Origin of the sequence: Streptomyces sp. NBC_00691 (assembly GCF_036226665.1) — a bacterium.
Lineage (GTDB): Bacteria > Actinomycetota > Actinomycetes > Streptomycetales > Streptomycetaceae > Streptomyces.
Map to the genome: position 1 here is coordinate 5358178 of NZ_CP109007.1, position 17066 is coordinate 5375243.

The following is a 17066-nucleotide window of genomic DNA, read 5'->3' on the forward strand; positions in this document are numbered from 1 at the left end:
GGCGGCGTGTGGGGGGCGCTTCTGAGCAGGCGCTTCAGAGCAGCCGGAAGTCCGCGATGCGGTGGTGGGAGAGCTCGGGGGAGTGGCCGAGGAGGCGCCGGCAGAGCAGCAGCGCGTGGCCGACGGCTTCGATCTCGTCGGGGCCCCGGATGTAGAGGGCCAGGCGGACCGTACGGTCGAGAACCAGCGCCCGTGCGGACTCGAAACGGTCCTGCGGACGGGCGACGCGGTGCAGCGTCTCGACGAGGAGTGCGGCGGACGGGGCCGGTGGGGGGTCGGTGTCCGGGGCGGGGTCGTCGTCCGATGCCCTCATCGAGATGCCGACGAGGTAGATGACGATCAGCCCCAGGAGAAGCCGTTGTCGCTGTCGTCGGTCTGCGCGGTCGCGGTCGCGGTCACGGGCGCGGTCACGGCCGGCGCGCCGTCGGCGGCGACGACCGGCGCGGCTCCGGCGGCCGCCGGCTCCGCGGCCAGGACGAGGGTCAGCGCGGCCGCGGCGGGGACGAGCAGGGCGAGGACGGGACGGACCTGAACTCGGGCGAAAGTGGCGAAACGGGCGCTGCTGAGCATGGCGGAGCTGCCTTCCTGGCGATACGGGCGGGGAATGTCGGGGGCGGGTCTCCCGGCGCCGCTCCCGGGCTCTTCCGGGCGGCTCCGACAGGTCCAAGACTGGCCCCCCGGGGGTGTCCTGTCACCGGAGGACGGCTGGCGCCAAGTGCGTGGCCGTTAGGAGCCAGTCCGGGCGGACGGCCGTCGCGCGCCGCTGATCTGGGGGTTTCCGGGAGGCGTCACGTTCCTGCCAGGCGGAAGGTGCCGGGTGGTCGTCATCTCCTCGGACGGCCCCGGAATCCCCTCCTGCGGCCCGCGCACCGTGCGTACGGACGCGGAATCCCGCCTACCGCCCCGGAACCCTCCGTACCGCCCGGGGAACCCTCCCTGCGGCCTCCGGAGACGCCGAACGGCCGCACCCCGGTGGGGTGCGGCCGTTCGCGTCGTACCGAGGGGCGTGCCCGCTCAGCCGTTGGGGCGCTTGAGGCGCGCCACGAACTTGTACCGGTCGCCGCGGTAGACGGACCGTACCCACTCGACCGGCTCGCCGTCGGCGTCCAGCGAGTGGCGGGAGAGCATCAGCATCGGCAGGCCCACGTCCGTGCCGAGCAGGCCGGCCTCGCGCGGGGTGGCGAGGGAGGTCTCGATGGTCTCCTCGGCCTCGGCGAGGTGCACGTCGTACACCTCGGCGAGGGCGGTGTACAACGAGGTGTACTTCACCAGCGAGCGACGCAGCGCGGGGAAGCGCTTCGCGGAGAGATGGGTGGTCTCGATCGCCATCGGCTCGCCGCTCGCGAGACGGAGGCGCTCGATGCGCAGCACCCGTCCGCCGGCCGAGATGTCGAGCAGCCCGGCGAGCGTGTCGTCGGCGGTGACATAGCCGATGTCGAGGAGCTGCGAGGTGGGCTCCAGGCCCTGGGCGCGCATGTCCTCGGTGTACGAGGTGAGTTGCAGCGCCTGGGAGACCTTGGGCTTGGCCACGAAGGTGCCCTTGCCCTGGATGCGCTCCAGGCGGCCCTCGACGACCAGCTCCTGGAGGGCCTGGCGCACGGTGGTGCGCGAGGTGTCGAACTCGGCGGCGAGTGTGCGCTCCGGGGGGACCGGCGTGCCGGGCGGCAGGGTCTCCGTCATGTCGAGCAAATGCCGCTTCAGTCGGTAGTACTTGGGCACGCGCGCGGTACGGGTGGGTGTCCCGCCCTCCGACTCCGTGCTGCCCGCGTCCGTGGCCATTGCCTGCCTTCCCGACTCCTGTGTTGCTGCCGTCACCGGCTCCTCCGTCTGTCGCGGCTCACATGGTGGCACGGACCGGTCACGGGTCGTCGCCCTCCCTCAGGTGTCGGTCCGATAACGGACGCGACTGCCCTTCTTATACACCCTTGACACCCCTAAAGGTCTAGGCCAAGCTCCGGGTACTGGTCTAAACCATTAAAGACCAGGTCCCAGCCCCACGAGCACTACCTGACGTATGTCTTCGCGCGGTGGGCAGGGGTTGCAGGCATCCCTGAGGAGGGTGGCGTGAAGCGCAAGCTCATCGCGGCGATCGGCGTCGCAGGCATGATGGTCTCTATCGCTGCGTGCGGTTCCGACAGTGACAAGGGTAAGGACGGTGCCAAGGCGCCGGCCGGGGGCGACAAGACTCTGACCGTCTGGGTCATGGACGGTTCCGCGCCGGACGCGTGGATGACCGAGGTGAACAAGGCCTTCGAGGCCAAGCACCCCGGCGTCAAGGTCAAGGTCGAGAAGCAGATCTGGAACGGCATCCAGGAGAAGGTCACCACCGCGCTCTCCGAGGACACCCCGCCGGACGTTCTGGAGCTCGGCAACACGCAGACCGCGGGCTACGCCGTGACCGGCGGCCTCGCCGACCTGTCCGGTGACAAGGCCACGCTGGGCTACGACGCCTGGAACAAGGGCATGGTCGCCTCCAACGAGCTGGACGGCAAGCTCTACTCGGCTCCGTGGTACGCCGCCAACCGCGTCGTCGTCTACGACAAGGCCGCCTTCAAGAAGGCCGGTGTCACGCCGCCGAAGACCCGCGCCGAGTGGATCGACGGTCTGAAGAAGCTCAAGGCGTCCGACCCGAAGTCGCAGGCGATCTACCTGCCGGGTCAGTCCTGGTACGTCCTCGCCGGTCTCATCTGGGACGAGGGCAGCGACCTCGCGGTCAAGGACGGCGACAAGTGGAAGGGCAACCTGTCCTCCCCCGAGGCCGTCAACGCCGTCAACTTCTACAAGGAGCTGGCGTCCTACTCCACCGCTCCGAAGGACAAGGACGAGGCGACCCCGCAGCAGTCCACCGACATCGTCCCCAAGGGCGGCGTGGCGTCCTGGATCGGTCTCGGCTGGGAGGCCGGCGGCGCGATCGACGCCATGAAGAAGGCCGGCAAGACCGCCGACTTCGGTTACTTCCCGATCCCGGGCAAGACGGCCGACAAGCCGGGCTCCGTCTTCCTCGGTGGCTCGAACCTCGCCATCGCCGAGCGCTCCAAGAACAAGGACCTCGCGAAGGAGTGGCTGGCGCTCGCCGCCGGCAAGGAGTACATGACGAAGTACGCCACCGCCACCGAGGGTGCGCTGCTTCCGAACACCGACGCCGCGCAGTTCAAGCCGGCCGCCGGCTCCTTCGCCGAGGCCATGGCCGCGTCCTCCGCCTCCGGCAAGGTCACCCCGGTCACCCCGGGCTGGGCGAACGTCGAGACCGCCCCGAACCCGATCAAGGACTTCATGACGAAGGTCCTGAAGGGCGAGGACGCCAAGACCGCCGGTGAGGCGGCCGACAAGGTCATCAACGAGCGCATCAACCAGCAGTAATCCGCAGCACCAGCAGCACCAGCAGTAATCCGTAGCCCGGTGGTGCGGCCGGTCACGCACCGGCCGCACCATCGGCGCTTCACGAGTGATCAGCGGCCCGCTCCCCCGGGCCGCGCCCCGGTGGGCGCGGGAGCCCCAGAACCGCGAGGAATAAGACCATGACCGTGGACTCCCAGGGGACGGCGACCGCCGATCCTCAGGACGCGCCCGGGAGGGCGGCAGGGAAGTCTCAGACTCCGCCACCCCCTTCGGGCCCGAAGGAAGTCCTTAAGCCTTCGCGCGGCAGACGTTCCCTGCCCAGCGGGTGGCTGCCGTATCTGCTCGTCGCGCCGGCCCTGCTGTCCATGGCGGTGCTGCTGCTCTACCCGCTGATCCGCAATGTGATGCTCTCCTTCCAGGAGCTCAACCGGAAGCAGTTCATCACCCGCGAGACCGTCTGGACGGGCTTCGACAACTACACCGAGCTCCTCGGCGACCCGGACTTCTGGACCGTCGTCGTCCGAAGCGTCGTCTTCACGGCCGTCAACGTCGCGCTCATCATGGCGATCGGCACGGGCGTGGGCCTGCTGCTCAACCGCCTGGGCAAGAAGATGCGCCTGGTGCTCTCGCTGGCCCTGATGTTCGCCTGGGCCATGCCGATCGTCGCCTCCGTCACGGTCTTCCGCTGGCTCTTCGACGAGCAGTTCGGCGTCGTGAACTGGCTGATGCGCACCCTCGGCTTCGACGGCTACGAGCAGCACAACTGGTTCGAGACCGGGTTCTCCACCCTCGTGATCATCATGATCCTGCTGGTCTGGGGCTCCATACCGTTCGTCGCCCTCAACATGTACGCCGCCCTGACCACCGTCGGGTCCGAGCTGTACGAGGCCGCGAAGATGGACGGCGCCAGCGGCTGGCGTACCTTCTGGGCCGTGGTCTTCCCGAACCTCAAGTCCTTCTTCATGATCACGACGTTCCTTGAGATCATCTGGATCTTCAAGGCGTTCGCCCAGGTCTACGCCATGAACCTGGGTGGCCCCGACCGCGGCTCCGAGACACTCCCGGTCTTCGCCTACATCGAGGGCGTCGGCCAGTTCCACTACGGTGTCGCCGCCGCCATCTCCATCCTGACGATCGTGATGCTCATCGCGGTCATGTCCTTCTACTTCCGCCTGATCCTGAAGCAGGAGGAGGAGCTGTGAGCGCCACCACCCAGACTCCGCAGAAGCTGCGCACCAGGAAGCCGCTCACGGTCGGCGTCGTCGCCAAGAACCTCACCGCTCTCGTGCTCGCGGTCGTGTTCGTCTTCCCCGTGTACTGGATGTTCTCGTCCTCGCTGAAGCCGCAGCACGAGATCATGACGAAGGACCCCGTCTTCCTCTTCACCCCGACGTTCGAGAACTACACGACCGCCACCGGCGTCGACCTGTTCTGGACGTACGTGACCAACAGCCTCACGGTCACCATCGGCGCCGTGTTGCTCGCCCTGCTCGTCGCGCTGGCCGCGAGCTTCGCGATCGCCCGGATGAGGTTCAAGGGACGCAAGGGCATCGTCCTCATCGTGATGATGGCGCAGATGGCCCCCTGGGAGGTCATGGTCATCGCGATGTACATGATCTCCCGTGAGAACGACATGCTGAACAGCATTCCGATGCTCACGCTCGTCTACTTCGTGATGGTCCTCCCCTTCACCATCTGGACCCTGCGCGGCTTCATCGCCGCGGTCCCGGTCGAGCTGGAGGAGGCCGCGCAGATCGACGGCTGCACCCGGGGTCAGGCGTTCCGCAAGGTGATCTTCCCGCTGCTCGCCCCCGGCCTGATGTCGACCTCGCTCTTCGGCTTCATCACGGCCTGGAACGAGTTCGCCATGATCCTCATGCTGAACAAGGAGAAGGAGTCGCAGACCCTGACGCTCTGGCTGACCCAGTTCCAGACCGCGTTCGGCAGCGACTGGGGCGCCACCATGGCCGCCTCCACGCTCTTCTCGCTCCCCGTGCTCATCGTCTTCCTCTTCCTCCAGCGCAAGGCCGTCGGCGGCATGACCGCCGGCGCGGTGAAGGGATAACGGCTCCCCATGACCACACTCGTACACGGCACGGACACCCTGACCCGTGACGCGCTCACGGTGCTCCAGCCCGGGTTCGTCGGCACCACCGCGCCCGACTGGCTGCTCCGCCGCATCGGCGAGGGCCTGTCGTCCGTGGGCCTGTTCGGCCGGAACATCGTCAGCCCCGAGCAGCTCACCGCGCTCACCGCCCAGCTGCGGGCCGAGCGGGACGACGTCCTCGTCGCCATCGACGAGGAGGGCGGGGACGTCACCCGGCTGGAGGTCAAGCAGGGCTCCTCGTTCCCCGGCAACTACGCCCTCGGCAGCGTCGACGACGTCGAGCTCACCCGGGCCGTGGCCCGTGAACTCGGCCGGCGGCTCGCGGCCTGCGGCGTCGACCTCAACTGGGCGCCGTCCGCCGACGTCAACTCCAACGCCGAGAACCCGGTCATCGGCGTCCGGTCCTTCGGGCCGGACCCCGACCTGGTCGCCCGGCACACCGTGGCGTACGTCGACGGCCTCCAGGGCGTCGGAGTCGCGGCCTGCACCAAGCACTTCCCCGGACACGGCGACACGAACGTGGACTCCCACGACGCGCTGCCCCGGATCGATGTGGACCTCGCCACACTGCACACCCGTGAGCTGGTGCCTTTCCGCGCGGCCGTCGCCGCGGGTACCAAAGCGGTGATGAGCGCGCATATTCTTCTCTCCGCGCTCGACCCCCACCGCCCGGCCACCCTGAGCCCGCAGATCCTCACCGGTCTGCTCCGCCAGGAGCTGGGCTTCGAGGGGCTGATCGTCACCGACGGCATGGAGATGCAGGCCGTCGCGGCGACGTACGGCATCGAGCGCGGATCCGTCCTCGCCATCGCCGCGGGCGCCGACGCCATCTGCGTCGGCGGCGGGCTGTGCGACGAGGACACCGTGCTGCAGCTGCGCGACGCGCTCGTCACTGCGGTACGGACCGGTGAACTGCCCGAGGAGCGGCTGGCCGACGCCGCGGCGCGTGTACGCGCCCTGGCGGCCTGGACCCAGGCGCACCGGGCCAGGGGGGCTGAATCGGTGTCGGGCGCGGCAGTGCAGGAGGGGACCGCGCCCGGCGCCGACATCGGACTCGTCGCCGCCCGCCGGGCCCTCAAGGTGACCCGGGGGGAGCGGCCGTACACCCCGATGACCAGCGCTCCCTACGTGGCCTCCTTCACTCCCGTCGCGAACTTCGCGGTCGGCGACGAGACCCCCTGGGGCATCGCCGCCGAGCTGGAGCGGCTGCTGCCCGGCACGGAGACCGGCTCCTACGCCGACTCCTCCGTGGACGCCCTCCTGGCCGCCGCGGGAGAGCGGCGGATCGTGGCGGTCGTACGCGACCTCCACCGCCACGTGTGGATGACCGAGGCCCTGGACGCCCTGGTCGCGGCCCGCCCCGACACGGTCGTGGTCGAGATGGGCCTCAACGAGGCGGAGCCCCGCGGGGCCCTGCACATCGCCACGCACGGCGCGGCCCGGGTCTGCGGCCGCGCGGCCGCCGAGGCGGTCGCCGGAACCGGCGCCTGACGGGACGTACGCGAAGGGGCCCGGCACCTGTTCCAGGTGCCGGGCCCCTTCGGCGTGCTCGGGGGTTCCGGGCGGCTCAGATGCCCTGCCAGGCGGGCTTGTTCGAGAAGGTGTGACGGAAGTAGTCCGCGAGCTTCAGCTTGGAGGCCGCGGCCTCGTCCACCACGACCGTGGCGTGCGGGTGCAGCTGCAGCGCGGAGGCCGGCACCAGCGCCGCAACCGGGCCCTCGACGGTCTGTGCCACGGCCTCGGCCTTGCCCTCGCCGGTGGCGAGCAGCACCAGGTGGCGGGCCTCCAGGATGGTGCCGATGCCCTGGGTGATGACGTGGTGCGGCACCTGCTCGATGTCGTTGTCGAAGAAGCGGGCGTTGTCCACACGGGTCTGCTCGGTGAGCGTCTTGATCCGGGTGCGGGAGGCGAGCGAGGAGCACGGCTCGTTGAAGCCGATGTGCCCGTCGGTGCCGATGCCGAGGATCTGCAGGTCCACCCCGCCGGCCTGGGAGAGCGCCGTGTCGTACGCCTCGCAGGCCGCCAGGACGTCCTCCGCGGAGCCGTCGGGGCCCATGAAGGCCTCCTGGGAGAGCCCGAGCGGCTCGACGACCTGGCGGAGCACGGTGGAGCGGTACGACTCGGGGTGGCCCGAGGGCAGGCCCACGTACTCGTCCAGCTGGGCGATCCGGGCCCGCGAGGCGTCGACGGAGCCGGCCTGGACCTGGGCGATCAGGGCGTCGTAGATGGGCAGCGGAGTCGAGCCGGTGGCCACGCCGAGCAGCGCGTCGGGCTTGCGGCGCAGGAGGTCGGCGATGCCGTCCGCGATGAGCTCGCCGCCCGCCTTGGCGTCCTTGACGATGACAACTTCCACGCTGTGCCTGCCGATCTGGTGAGGGGCTGGTGAGGAGCCATGTGGTATAGACCAATCAAAGCCAAATCTAGCAGAGGAGGAGCCTTCCCCTCATGCCGTTCCGCCCCCCGGACGCCCCCACCGCCTCCATCGTCGGCCGCCGCTGTCCCACCAGCCACTCGAACCTCTCGGCCTCTGTCGCACAGCCGCTCGCGCTCGGTGCGGAGGCCCCGGCCCGCGAGGGTGTCCAGGGCGCCGGCGTGGGCGGCGAAGGGGGATCTGGCGGGCGTCACGGCGACGGCGACGCCGGCCCGGCCGCCACGGCGCGCGGAAGCGGGGCGGCCGCACGGCTCCGGACGCTGGAGGCGAGAGGCCCGGCCTCGCGGCCGGCCGGCCCCGGAAACACCCGCGGGCCGCGGCGCCCGGCGGGACCCTCAGCCCGCCCGGCACCGCAGCCCGGAGTTTTGCTCCGGCCGGGGGTGTGCGGTCCCTCGGCCGTGTGGGAGGTCTCGACGCAGTCAGGGCAGAGAGCGTCGGGTACCTCGTTCCATCCTCCTGTGCGGGGAGGATGGAGGTCTATCGCATTCATTGTGGACTAGACCATTCTTGTCTGTCCATCCACAGGAACACGGTCCTTCCTGGCCCATCCTCCAGCACGCGGCCCCGGAGATCCAGGTTCACCGCCCCTTTATTCCGCGGGTACGCTCGCATCGTGCCCTCCATGAACGACCTCGTGCGCCAGCACACCGCCCTGAGCGACTCGGACCTCGAGTGGCTCCACCTGCTGGTGTCGGAGTGGCAGCTGCTCTCCGACCTCTCCTTCGCCGACCTCGTCCTCTGGGTCCCCACCCTCGACGGGACGCGGTACGTCTCCGTCGCGCAGATGCGGCCGAACACCGGCCCCACCTCCTACCAGGACGACATGATCGGCCATCTCGTGCCGCGCGGCCGCCGCCCGCTGCTCGACGCCGCGCTCGACGAGGGCAGGATCGTCCGCGAGGGCGACCCGGAGTGGCGCGAGGAGGTCCCGGTGCGGGTCGAGTCCATCCCCGTCCGCCGCGAGGGCCGCGTCCTCGGCGTCATCGCCCGCAACACCAACCTGCTGACCGTCCGGACCCCCTCCCGGCTGGAGCTCACCTACCTCCAGTCGGCCTCCGACCTCGCCCAGATGATCGCGGCCGGGACCTTCCCCTTCCCCGGCGAGCAGGTCGACATGGACTCCTCGCCCCGCGCCGGCGACGGGCTCGTCCGCCTCGACGCCGAGGGCATCGTCCAGTACGCCTCGCCCAACGCCCTCTCCGCCTACCACCGGCTCGGCCTGGCCGCCGACCTCGTCGGCCAGCACCTCGGCCAGATCACCGCCGAACTCGCCCCCTCCCGAGGGCCGGTGGACGAAGCCCTGGTCACGCTGGCCTCCGGCTACGCGCCCCGCGAGTTCGAGGTCGAGGGCAACGGCGGTGTGATCCAGCTCCGCGCCATCCCGCTCAAGCCGAAGGGCACCCGCATCGGTTCGCTCGTCCTGCTCCGGGACGTCACCGAACTGCGCCGACGCGAGCGCGAGTTGATCACCAAGGACGCCACCATCCGGGAGATCCACCACCGGGTGAAGAACAACCTCCAGACGGTGGCCGCCCTGTTGCGCCTCCAGGCCCGCCGAATGGACTCCGAGGGCGGCCGTGAGGCCCTCAACGAGGCCGTGCGGCGCGTCGGTTCGATCGCGATCGTCCATGAGACGCTGTCCCAGAACCTGGACGAGCGGGTGGAGTTCGACGAGATCGCCGACCGCGTGATCGCGATGGTCGCCGAGATCTCCCCGGGCCGGGTGACCTGTCGGCGCAACGGCCGCTTCGGCATTCTCGACGCCGAGGTCGCGACCCCGCTCTCGATGGTCCTCACCGAAGTCCTCCAGAACGCCCTGGAGCACGCCTTCGCGCCGGGCGACGAGGGCGCCGTCGAGGTCACCGCCGTACGGGGCGAGCCCAGGCCCGACGCCCGGCTCCTGATCACGGTCCAGGACGACGGCCGCGGTCTGCCCGAGGGATTCGACCCGCAGCGCGCGGGCAACCTCGGTCTGCAGATCGTACGGACCCTGGTGGAAGGGGAGTTGGGAGGATCCTTCGACATGCTGCCGGGCGCCGAGCGCGGCACGAAGGTGGTACTCGACATTCCCGTGCAGCCGCTGAAATAGCGGGCGCGGGCTGAGCGCCCGCGAGAATACCGGCCGCGGGAATACCGACCGCCGAAATGCCGACCGCCGAAATACCGGCCGCGGGAAGAGCGGTCGCGGACCGGTCCGGGGCGTACACAGCAGCGAGCCCCGGACCGAAGGTGTCGGCCCGGGGCTCGAATGCTGTGGGTTACTGCTGCGCGCTGCGGCTCAAGGGCGGTGATTGCATACGCGATGTATGCGCCGCTCGCCTCAGGCTGTCGGTGGGCGTCAGGCGCTGGCGTTACGCGCCCGGTTGCGAGCGGCACGGCGCTTCATCGCGCGGCGCTCGTCCTCGCTGAGGCCACCCCAGACGCCGGAGTCCTGGCCGGACTCGAGCGCCCACTGCAGGCACTGCTCCATGACGGGGCAGCGGCGGCAGACGGCCTTGGCTTCCTCGATCTGCAGCAGCGCAGGACCGGTGTTGCCGATGGGGAAGAACAGCTCGGGGTCTTCCTCACGACAAACGGCGTTGTGACGCCAGTCCATGGCTGCTACCTCTCTAGGGTGTTACAAGCTGGTTGCTTGTGAATGTGAACGCTTTCACGAATCCCCCCGCAAGGGAAGGGCCGACTGCCAGGTGAACTGGTGTGGTCCTAAGACTGAGGAGGGGTTCTGGCTCTCAGTGGAGGCCGGTGTTGCGGGCCGTCCCGATCGCCAAGAAGAGACTCCCAAACCCCGGCAACGGATACAACCCCTTCCGGAAAGTTTTTTTTGATTCCTCGGTGTCGGCTAGGTCACAGCCGTACTTCTAAGGGGTGGATGCGCGCCTAAACGTTCGAGTGAAAGGACTTTGGGCCCTTCCACTCACACAATCACACGCAGTGCACGGCGTACGCCTGTGAACGTCACGCTCGTACGCAGTCCCAGGTGGTCTCCGTCCATCTGCAGGGGGAGGGGGACCTTGGAATGCAAGGTGAAGTCGGTCAGGTCGTGCAGAGTCGCCGCGTGCTTGCCGCGAGGCCCTCGTTCCGGGGTCGAGGTGAGCAGCTGGGTGGCGTACCGGGCCACCGCCGGGGTGGAGAGACGGCGCAGTCCGAGGACGTCCAGCGCGGTTTCGAAGGAGGCCTCCGGGGACGCGTACACCGGGCGATTGCCCAGGTAGGTCCAGGGGGAGGTGTTGCAGATTATGGAGAGGACGAGGTCCTCGACCGGCTCGGCGCCGGGCCGCTCCAGGGTGATCGTGCCGTGCCGGCGGTTCGGTTCCTCCAGGAACTGGCGCACCACCTGGCGCAGGTAGAGGGCGTGGGTCGATCTCTTCCCGCGTTCCCGCTGCTGTTCGACCCGGCCGATGACACTCGCGTCGAAACCGAGACCGGCACAGAAGGTGAACCAGCGGGACGGGACGGACTCGTCCTCCGTGCCCGGTGTCCCCGACGCCAGCCCGAGGCTCACTGTGCGTGTCCGCCTCTCACGCAACGCGTCGAGCAGGGCGCCGGTCGCCTCCACGGCGTCGTTCGGCAGTCCGAGCGCGCGGGCGAACACGTTCGTCGATCCGCCGGGGACGACCGCGAGGCCCGGGAGCCGCTCGGGGTCGGGCCCGCCGTGCAGCAGTCCGTTGACGACCTCGTTCACCGTGCCGTCGCCGCCGAGCGCCACGACCAGGTCGACGGTGCCGGAGTCCGAGGCCCGTCGGGCGAGGTCCCGCGCGTGTCCGCGGTACTCGGTGGTGACCGCCTCCAGCTTCATCTCGCTCGCGAGCGCGTGGATGAGCACGTCACGGGTGCGGGCACTGGTGGTGGTGGCTGCCGGGTTGACCACGAGAAGTGCGCGCATGAGCGCCAGGGTACCTACCCGGCGGTACCGGGCCCACTCCAGCCCGATCCCTGGACGTATCCGACCCGGCCCCCGGCAAGCGCGACCGCACGGAGCCGGCGCCGTGCCCCCGGCCCCGCGGCCGTGCCTCCGCCCGGCTTCGGGCGGGCCGGGCCCGCCCCGCTACCCTGCCCTGTATGAGCAGTCCCGCTGAGAGCAGCACGGAGCAGACCCCCCGCCCCGCCCGACTCGCCGCCGCGGCGGTCGTGGCCGGTGTCGAGGCCCTCGGCCTCTTCGCCGGGGGTGTCTACATGCTGGTGCACGCACTGACCGGGACGTCCGATGACCTCACCGGCGCCGCCACGGGCGCCGTGACGCTCGTCGCACTGGGACTCATCCCGCTCGCCGCCGCCCGGGGCCTGTGGACGCGCCGTTCCTGGAGCCGCGGTCCGGCCGTGATCACCCAGATCCTGGCCCTGCCGGTCGCCTGGCAGCTGCTGCAGGCGAACAGCGTGATGATCCCCGCCGGCATCGTCCTCGGAGTCCTGGCCGTCGCCGGGCTCGTCCTCCTGGTGAACCCGGCCACGACCGAGGCGCTCGGGATCCGGCGCCCCGGTCAGGAGAGCTGACGAGGACTACTCCTCCACCAGGAGCTTCTCCCGCAGCTGCGCGAGCGTCCGGGCGAGCAGTCTGGAGACGTGCATCTGCGAGATGCCGACCTCCTGCGCGATCTGCGACTGGGTCATGTTCCCGAAGAAGCGAAGCAGCAGGATCCGCTTCTCCCGGGGCGGCAGGTCCTCCAGCAGCGGCTTGAGGGACTCGCGGTACTCGACCCCCTCCAGGGCCTCGTCCTCCGCGCCGAGGGTGTCCGCCACGGCGGGCGACTCGTCGTCCGTGTCGGGGACGTCCAGGGAGAGCGTCGAGTAGGCGTTCGCCGACTCCAGGCCCTCCAGGACCTCCTCCTCCGAGATCCCGAGCCGCTCGGCCAGCTCGTGCACGGTCGGCGAGCGGCCGTGCTGCTGGGAGAGCTCCGCCGTCGCCGTGGTCAGCGAGAGCCGCAGCTCCTGGAGCCGGCGAGGCACCCGGACCGCCCAGCCCTTGTCCCGGAAGTGGCGCTTGATCTCGCCGACGACCGTGGGGGTCGCGTACGTCGAGAACTCGACGCCGCGCTCAGGGTCGAACCGGTCCACCGACTTGATCAGGCCGATGGTCGCGACCTGCGTCAGGTCGTCCAGCGGCTCGCCGCGGTTGCGGAAGCGCCGGGCCAGGTGCTCGACCAGCGGCAGGTGCATCCGCACCAGCTGGTTGCGCAGCTCGGCCTTCTCCGGGGAACCCTCGGGCAGCTCACGCAGTGTGATGAAGAGCGCGCGGGCGCCGCTCCGGTCGTGCGGGTCCGGGACGGCGGGGACGTCGGGGGCGTCGTCCGGCTCGTCCCCGTCCTCCGCCTTCTCCGTCTCCGCGACCGGTCCCGCGACCGGCTCCGTGGCCGTCCCGGCGACGGCCCCGGTGGCCGTCTCCGCGCTCGCCGCCACGGTGCCGCCCGCCTCGGAGGAGCCCTCCGCACGCGCGGGCCCCCGGGGGGCCTCGGAGACGCCCGGCGTCGTCTCGGGAACCTCGTGGTGCTGCTCGTGCTCGCTCATCTGGTCCGCCTGCTCCGTAGCGACCTCATACGGCCGTGCCTGCTGCTCAGGGATGCCGGCCGTCGCGTCCCCGCGCCTCACGCCGGGCCTGGCCCCGCGCCGCGCTGTTTGTACAGGCTGATCGAGACCGTACGGTCTTCGGCCACCGACGATTCCACCTTCCCGGCCAGTGCCGACAGCACCGTCCAGGCGAACGTGTCACGCTCGGGCGCCCGGCCGTCGGTGGTCGGGGCGGAGACCGTCACGTCGAGGGAGTCGTCGACCAGCCGGAAGACACAGCTGAGGACGGATCCCGGCACGGCCTGCTGGAGCAGGATGGCGCAGGCCTCGTCGACCGCGATCCGCAAGTCCTCGATCTCGTCGAGGGTGAAGTCCAAGCGCGCCGCGAGGCCGGCCGTGGCCGTACGCAGCACGGACAGATAGGCACCCGCAGCGGGCAGCCGGACTTCCACGAAGTCCTGGGTCCCGGGCTCGCCTGCGATCTGGGACACCCTCACCTCCAAGGTGGCACAAGCTCATTCGGGGCTCGGGGGGAGAGGCCCCCGAACCGGGCGGTACGCAGGGGGCTGCGCAGTCCGCCGTGACGCTATCGCGATCCGTCCCGCCGTGTCGCCGTGAACCCCCGCCCCCACCGGCCCCCCGGCCGCCGGTCGTCACCCATGGTAGGCCTATGGGTGCGGACGGTGGGCAGGGGGCTGTGGAGGACGGAAGCGAGCGACCGGCGGAGGGGTGACGTACCCAACCGTGGGGCGGGCGAATCGTCGAACGGCCGAATCGCCGGACGGTCGGACCATCGGCCCGGCCGGGGACTCAGACGATCGACCCGTCCACGAAGCACCAGCGCCAGGCCTCGCCCGGCTCGAAGGTCCGCATCACCGGGTGCCCCGTCGTGGAGAAGTGCCCCGTCGCGTGCTGCCCCGCCGAGGAGTCGCAGCAGCCCACGTGACCGCAGGCCAGACAGAGCCGCAGCTGGACCGGATGTGTTCCGTCCGCCAGGCACTCCGGGCAGGTGTCGGCCAGCGGCGCCGGTTCGGGGCGCGGCATTTCGGCAACGTGCGGGCACTCGCTCATGATGGCCAGGTTACGTTGCGGGACGAGACGGGGACGGGCATGGACGCTCTACAACTGGTGGCACTCGTGGCCGCGAGCGCGGCGATCGCGGGGCTCGCCCGCAGGACCCCGGTGCCCGCGCCGCTCCTCCTGGTCGCCGTCGGTCTCGCCGCCGCCTACGTGCCCGGAGTGCCGGACTACACCCTCGACCCGCACATCGTGCTGCCGCTGATCCTGCCCCCGCTCCTCTACACGGCGGCCGTCGACTCCTCCTACCTCGACCTGCGGGCCAACATCCGGCCCGTCGCACTGCTCTCCGTCGGGTACGTCCTCTTCGCCACCGTGGCCGTGGGCTGGCTCGCGTACGTCCTCGTGCCCGACCTGCCGCTCACCGCCGCCCTGGTGCTCGGCGCGGTCGTCGCCCCGCCGGACGCGGTCGCCGCCACGGCCATCGCCCGCAAGCTCGGGCTGCCGAACCGGATCACCACGATCCTCCAGGGCGAGTCCCTGGTGAACGACGCCACCGCCATCACCGCGTACAAGGTCGCCCTCGCGGCGGCCGTCGGCGAGGGGCTGAGCTGGGCCGGCGGCCTCGGGGAGTTCGCCCTCGCGGCCCTCGGCGGCATCGGCGTCGGACTGGTCCTCATGGTCCCCATCCACTGGCTGCGCCGGGGTCTCGGCGACTCCCTCCTGCAGAACACCCTCTCCCTCCTCATCCCCTTCGTCGCCTACGCGGCGGCCGAGGAGGTGCACGCCTCCGGTGTCCTGGCCGTCGTCGTGGTCGGCCTCTTCCTCGGCCACCGCGCCTGGCAGGTCGACTTCGCGACCCGCCTCCAGGAGGAGGCCGTCTGGAAGATGGTCGCCTTCGTCCTGGAGTCCGCCGTCTTCGCCCTGATCGGCCTTCAGCTGCCGTACGTCGTCCAGGGGCTGGGGCAGTACGGGATGGCCGAGGCGGCCTGGTACGCGATCGGGGTCTTCGTCGCGGTGGTCGTGGTCCGCTTCGTCTGGGTCTACCCGGCGACCTTCCTGCCCCGGCTCTCCGCCCGGGTCCGGGAACGGGAGCCGGGGGTGGACTGGAGAGCCCCGCTCGTCGTCGGCTGGGCCGGCATGCGCGGAGTGGTCTCGCTCGCCATCGCCTTCTCCATCCCCGTGGTCACCGACGGCGTGGAGTTCCCGGCCCGCAACCTCGTCCTCTTCCTCACCTTCACCACCGTCATCGGCACCCTGGTGGTGCAGGGCCTCACCCTCCCTCCGCTCATCCGCTTCCTGAAGCTCCCCGGAAAGGACCGGTACGCCGAGACCCTGGCCGAGGCACAGGCGCAGAGCGAGGCCTCGCAGGCCGCCGAGGAGCGCCTCGACGCACTGCTCGCCGACGAGCGCAACGCCCTGCCGAAGCCCCTCGCCGACCGGCTCCGCACGGTCCTGGAACGACGCCGCAACGCGGTCTGGGAGCGGCTCGGCGCGGTCAACGAGGTCACCGGGGAGACCGCGGACGACACCTACCGGCGGCTGTCGCGGGAGATGATCGACGCCGAGCGGGAGGTCTTCGTGCGGCTGCGGGACGCCCGGCGGATCGACGACGAGATGATGCGGACGCTGCTCCGCCGGCTCGACCTGGAGGAGGCGGCCGCCTACCGCGAGGAGACCGCGGGCTGAGTCCCGTCGTCCGGCCGGGACCCCTGCTCCTGAACGGTCCCGTCCTCCGGCCGGGGCGCGTCCGGGGCGCCCGTCACGACCGCCACGAGCCGGGTGCCCGCCGGGAACGCGCCCTCCTCCGCCAGGGTCGTGAGGCCGAGCAGCATTTTGGCCACATACAGCCGCTCGATGGCGAGTCCGTGCCGCGCCTCGAAGTCGCGTGCGAACACGTCGAGAGCCGGGGACACGCGCGCGTAGCCGCCGCCGTGGAAGCGCTCGTCCAGGCGCCAGTCGCCGCGCGGGCCGCCGAACGCCGCCACCTGGAGGGCGCGTACCTCTCCGCCCAGGAAACCGCCCTTGAGGACCGGGACGCCCAGAGCGCGCTGCCCGGGGGCCAGGCCGGCCGCGAGGCCCGCCAGGGTGCCGCCCGTGCCGCAGGCGATGGCGACCGTGTCCGCCGCCCCGGCGAGCTCCCGGCCCAGCTCCAGGCAGCCCTGGACGGCGAGCGCGTTGCTGCCGCCCTCCGGGACCACGTACGCGCCCGCGGGGGCCCGTTCCAGGAGCGTCGCGCGCGTGGCCGGGTCGTTCTTCGCGCGGTACGTGGCCCGGTCCACGAAGACGAGCCGCATCCCGTCCGCCGCGCACCGCGCGAGCGAGGGGTTGAGCGGCCGTCCGGCCAGCTCGTCGCCGCGCACGATCCCGACCGTGGGGAAGCCGAGCAGCCGTCCGGCGGCCGCGACCGCGCGCAGATGGTTGGAGTACGCGCCGCCGAAGGTCAGCACGGGACGGCCGCCCGCCGCCTCCAGGTTGAGCGCGAGCTTGCGCCACTTGTTGCCCGGCAGATCGGGATGGATGAGGTCCTCGCGCTTGAGCGCGAGCGTGAGCCCGCGCCGGGTGAAGCGCTCGTCCTCCACCGGCTCCAGGGGTGAGGGGAGCCGGGGCCGCAGGCGGGAGAGGTCGAACGCGTTCACCCGGCCATTGTCCGGGTGCCGGGCCGTGGTC

The 17066-nt window shown here is 70.9% G+C and carries 17 protein-coding genes; 7 read left to right on the plus strand and 10 right to left on the minus strand.

Features of this window, described 5'->3' with window-relative positions; translation table 11 throughout:
* Window positions 1-34: 34 nt before the first annotated feature.
* The 3 genes from OG392_RS24425 to OG392_RS24435 all read right to left on the minus strand — a co-directional run bounded on the left by OG392_RS24425 (window position 35) and on the right by OG392_RS24435 (window position 1779).
* A complete protein-coding gene (locus OG392_RS24425; RefSeq protein ID WP_329282876.1) occupies window positions 35-313 on the minus strand; it encodes a hypothetical protein in 279 nt (92 codons plus the stop codon).
* Window positions 314-339: 26 nt separating this feature from the next.
* Window positions 340-570 carry a hypothetical protein gene (locus OG392_RS24430; protein WP_329282878.1) on the minus strand — a complete coding sequence of 77 codons (231 nt, stop codon included), beginning with the start codon at window positions 568-570 and terminating at the stop codon, window positions 340-342.
* A gap of 444 nt (window positions 571-1014) precedes the next feature.
* Complete coding sequence (locus OG392_RS24435) at window positions 1015-1779, minus strand: GntR family transcriptional regulator (RefSeq protein ID WP_329282880.1); 765 nt, start codon at window positions 1777-1779, stop codon at window positions 1015-1017.
* 285 nt (window positions 1780-2064) lie between these two features.
* Here OG392_RS24435 and OG392_RS24440 point away from each other — a divergent pair, with 285 nt between their 5' ends.
* The 4 genes from OG392_RS24440 to OG392_RS24455 all read left to right on the plus strand — a co-directional run bounded on the left by OG392_RS24440 (window position 2065) and on the right by OG392_RS24455 (window position 6937).
* Window positions 2065-3360, plus strand: a complete 1296-nt coding sequence (locus tag OG392_RS24440) for an extracellular solute-binding protein (protein ID WP_329282883.1) — start codon at window positions 2065-2067, stop codon at window positions 3358-3360.
* A gap of 158 nt (window positions 3361-3518) precedes the next feature.
* Window positions 3519-4541 (plus strand): carbohydrate ABC transporter permease, encoded by a 1023-nt coding sequence (locus OG392_RS24445; protein WP_329282885.1) that lies wholly within the window; start codon window positions 3519-3521, stop codon window positions 4539-4541.
* Between the two features lie 26 nt (window positions 4542-4567).
* Window positions 4568-5404 (plus strand): carbohydrate ABC transporter permease, encoded by an 837-nt coding sequence (locus OG392_RS24450; protein WP_329287428.1) that lies wholly within the window; start codon window positions 4568-4570, stop codon window positions 5402-5404.
* Window positions 5405-5413: 9 nt separating this feature from the next.
* The gene (locus tag OG392_RS24455) at window positions 5414-6937 is read left to right on the plus strand and encodes a glycoside hydrolase family 3 protein (RefSeq protein WP_329282888.1); all 1524 of its coding nucleotides are present in this window, start codon (window positions 5414-5416) and stop codon (window positions 6935-6937) included.
* A gap of 76 nt (window positions 6938-7013) precedes the next feature.
* Here the strand turns inward: OG392_RS24455 and nagB are convergent, their stop codons facing one another.
* Window positions 7014-7799, minus strand: coding sequence for a glucosamine-6-phosphate deaminase (gene nagB / locus OG392_RS24460; RefSeq protein ID WP_329282891.1), 786 nt, complete (start codon window positions 7797-7799; stop codon window positions 7014-7016).
* 700 nt (window positions 7800-8499) lie between these two features.
* On the opposite strand from nagB, the gene OG392_RS24465 reads away from it, so the two are divergent.
* Window positions 8500-9966: a sensor histidine kinase gene (locus tag OG392_RS24465; RefSeq protein WP_329282893.1), complete on the plus strand. Its 1467-nt coding sequence runs from the start codon at window positions 8500-8502 to the stop codon at window positions 9964-9966.
* Between the two features lie 249 nt (window positions 9967-10215).
* Here OG392_RS24465 and OG392_RS24470 read toward each other — a convergent pair whose 3' ends face one another.
* Window positions 10216-10473: a WhiB family transcriptional regulator gene (locus OG392_RS24470; protein ID WP_003953983.1), complete on the minus strand. Its 258-nt coding sequence runs from the start codon at window positions 10471-10473 to the stop codon at window positions 10216-10218.
* A gap of 318 nt (window positions 10474-10791) precedes the next feature.
* Window positions 10792-11760: a diacylglycerol/lipid kinase family protein gene (locus OG392_RS24475; RefSeq protein WP_329282895.1), complete on the minus strand. Its 969-nt coding sequence runs from the start codon at window positions 11758-11760 to the stop codon at window positions 10792-10794.
* A 176-nt stretch (window positions 11761-11936) separates the two neighbouring features.
* Here OG392_RS24475 and OG392_RS24480 point away from each other — a divergent pair, with 176 nt between their 5' ends.
* Window positions 11937-12368 (plus strand): hypothetical protein, encoded by a 432-nt coding sequence (locus tag OG392_RS24480; RefSeq protein WP_329282898.1) that lies wholly within the window; start codon window positions 11937-11939, stop codon window positions 12366-12368.
* Window positions 12369-12374: 6 nt separating this feature from the next.
* Here the strand turns inward: OG392_RS24480 and OG392_RS24485 are convergent, their stop codons facing one another.
* From OG392_RS24485 to OG392_RS24495, 3 genes are all read right to left on the minus strand, one after another.
* A complete protein-coding gene (locus tag OG392_RS24485; protein WP_329282901.1) occupies window positions 12375-13460 on the minus strand; it encodes an RNA polymerase sigma factor SigF in 1086 nt (361 codons plus the stop codon).
* Window positions 13457-13870 carry an anti-sigma regulatory factor gene (locus tag OG392_RS24490; protein ID WP_015036094.1) on the minus strand — a complete coding sequence of 138 codons (414 nt, stop codon included), beginning with the start codon at window positions 13868-13870 and terminating at the stop codon, window positions 13457-13459. The genes OG392_RS24485 and OG392_RS24490 overlap by 4 nt, the downstream gene beginning before the upstream one ends.
* A 319-nt stretch (window positions 13871-14189) precedes the next feature.
* Window positions 14190-14450, minus strand: coding sequence for a UBP-type zinc finger domain-containing protein (locus tag OG392_RS24495; protein WP_056567228.1), 261 nt, complete (start codon window positions 14448-14450; stop codon window positions 14190-14192).
* A gap of 39 nt (window positions 14451-14489) precedes the next feature.
* Between OG392_RS24495 and OG392_RS24500 the strand changes: the two genes are divergently transcribed.
* Entirely contained in the window at window positions 14490-16085 is a 1596-nt protein-coding gene (locus OG392_RS24500; protein WP_329282907.1) for a Na+/H+ antiporter, read from the plus strand.
* Here the strand turns inward: OG392_RS24500 and OG392_RS24505 are convergent.
* On the minus strand, window positions 16061-17035 hold the full coding sequence (locus OG392_RS24505; RefSeq protein WP_329282909.1) for a 1-aminocyclopropane-1-carboxylate deaminase/D-cysteine desulfhydrase: 975 nt from the start codon (window positions 17033-17035) through the stop codon (window positions 16061-16063). The genes OG392_RS24500 and OG392_RS24505 overlap by 25 nt on opposite strands.
* Between the last annotated feature and the right edge of the window lie 31 nt (window positions 17036-17066).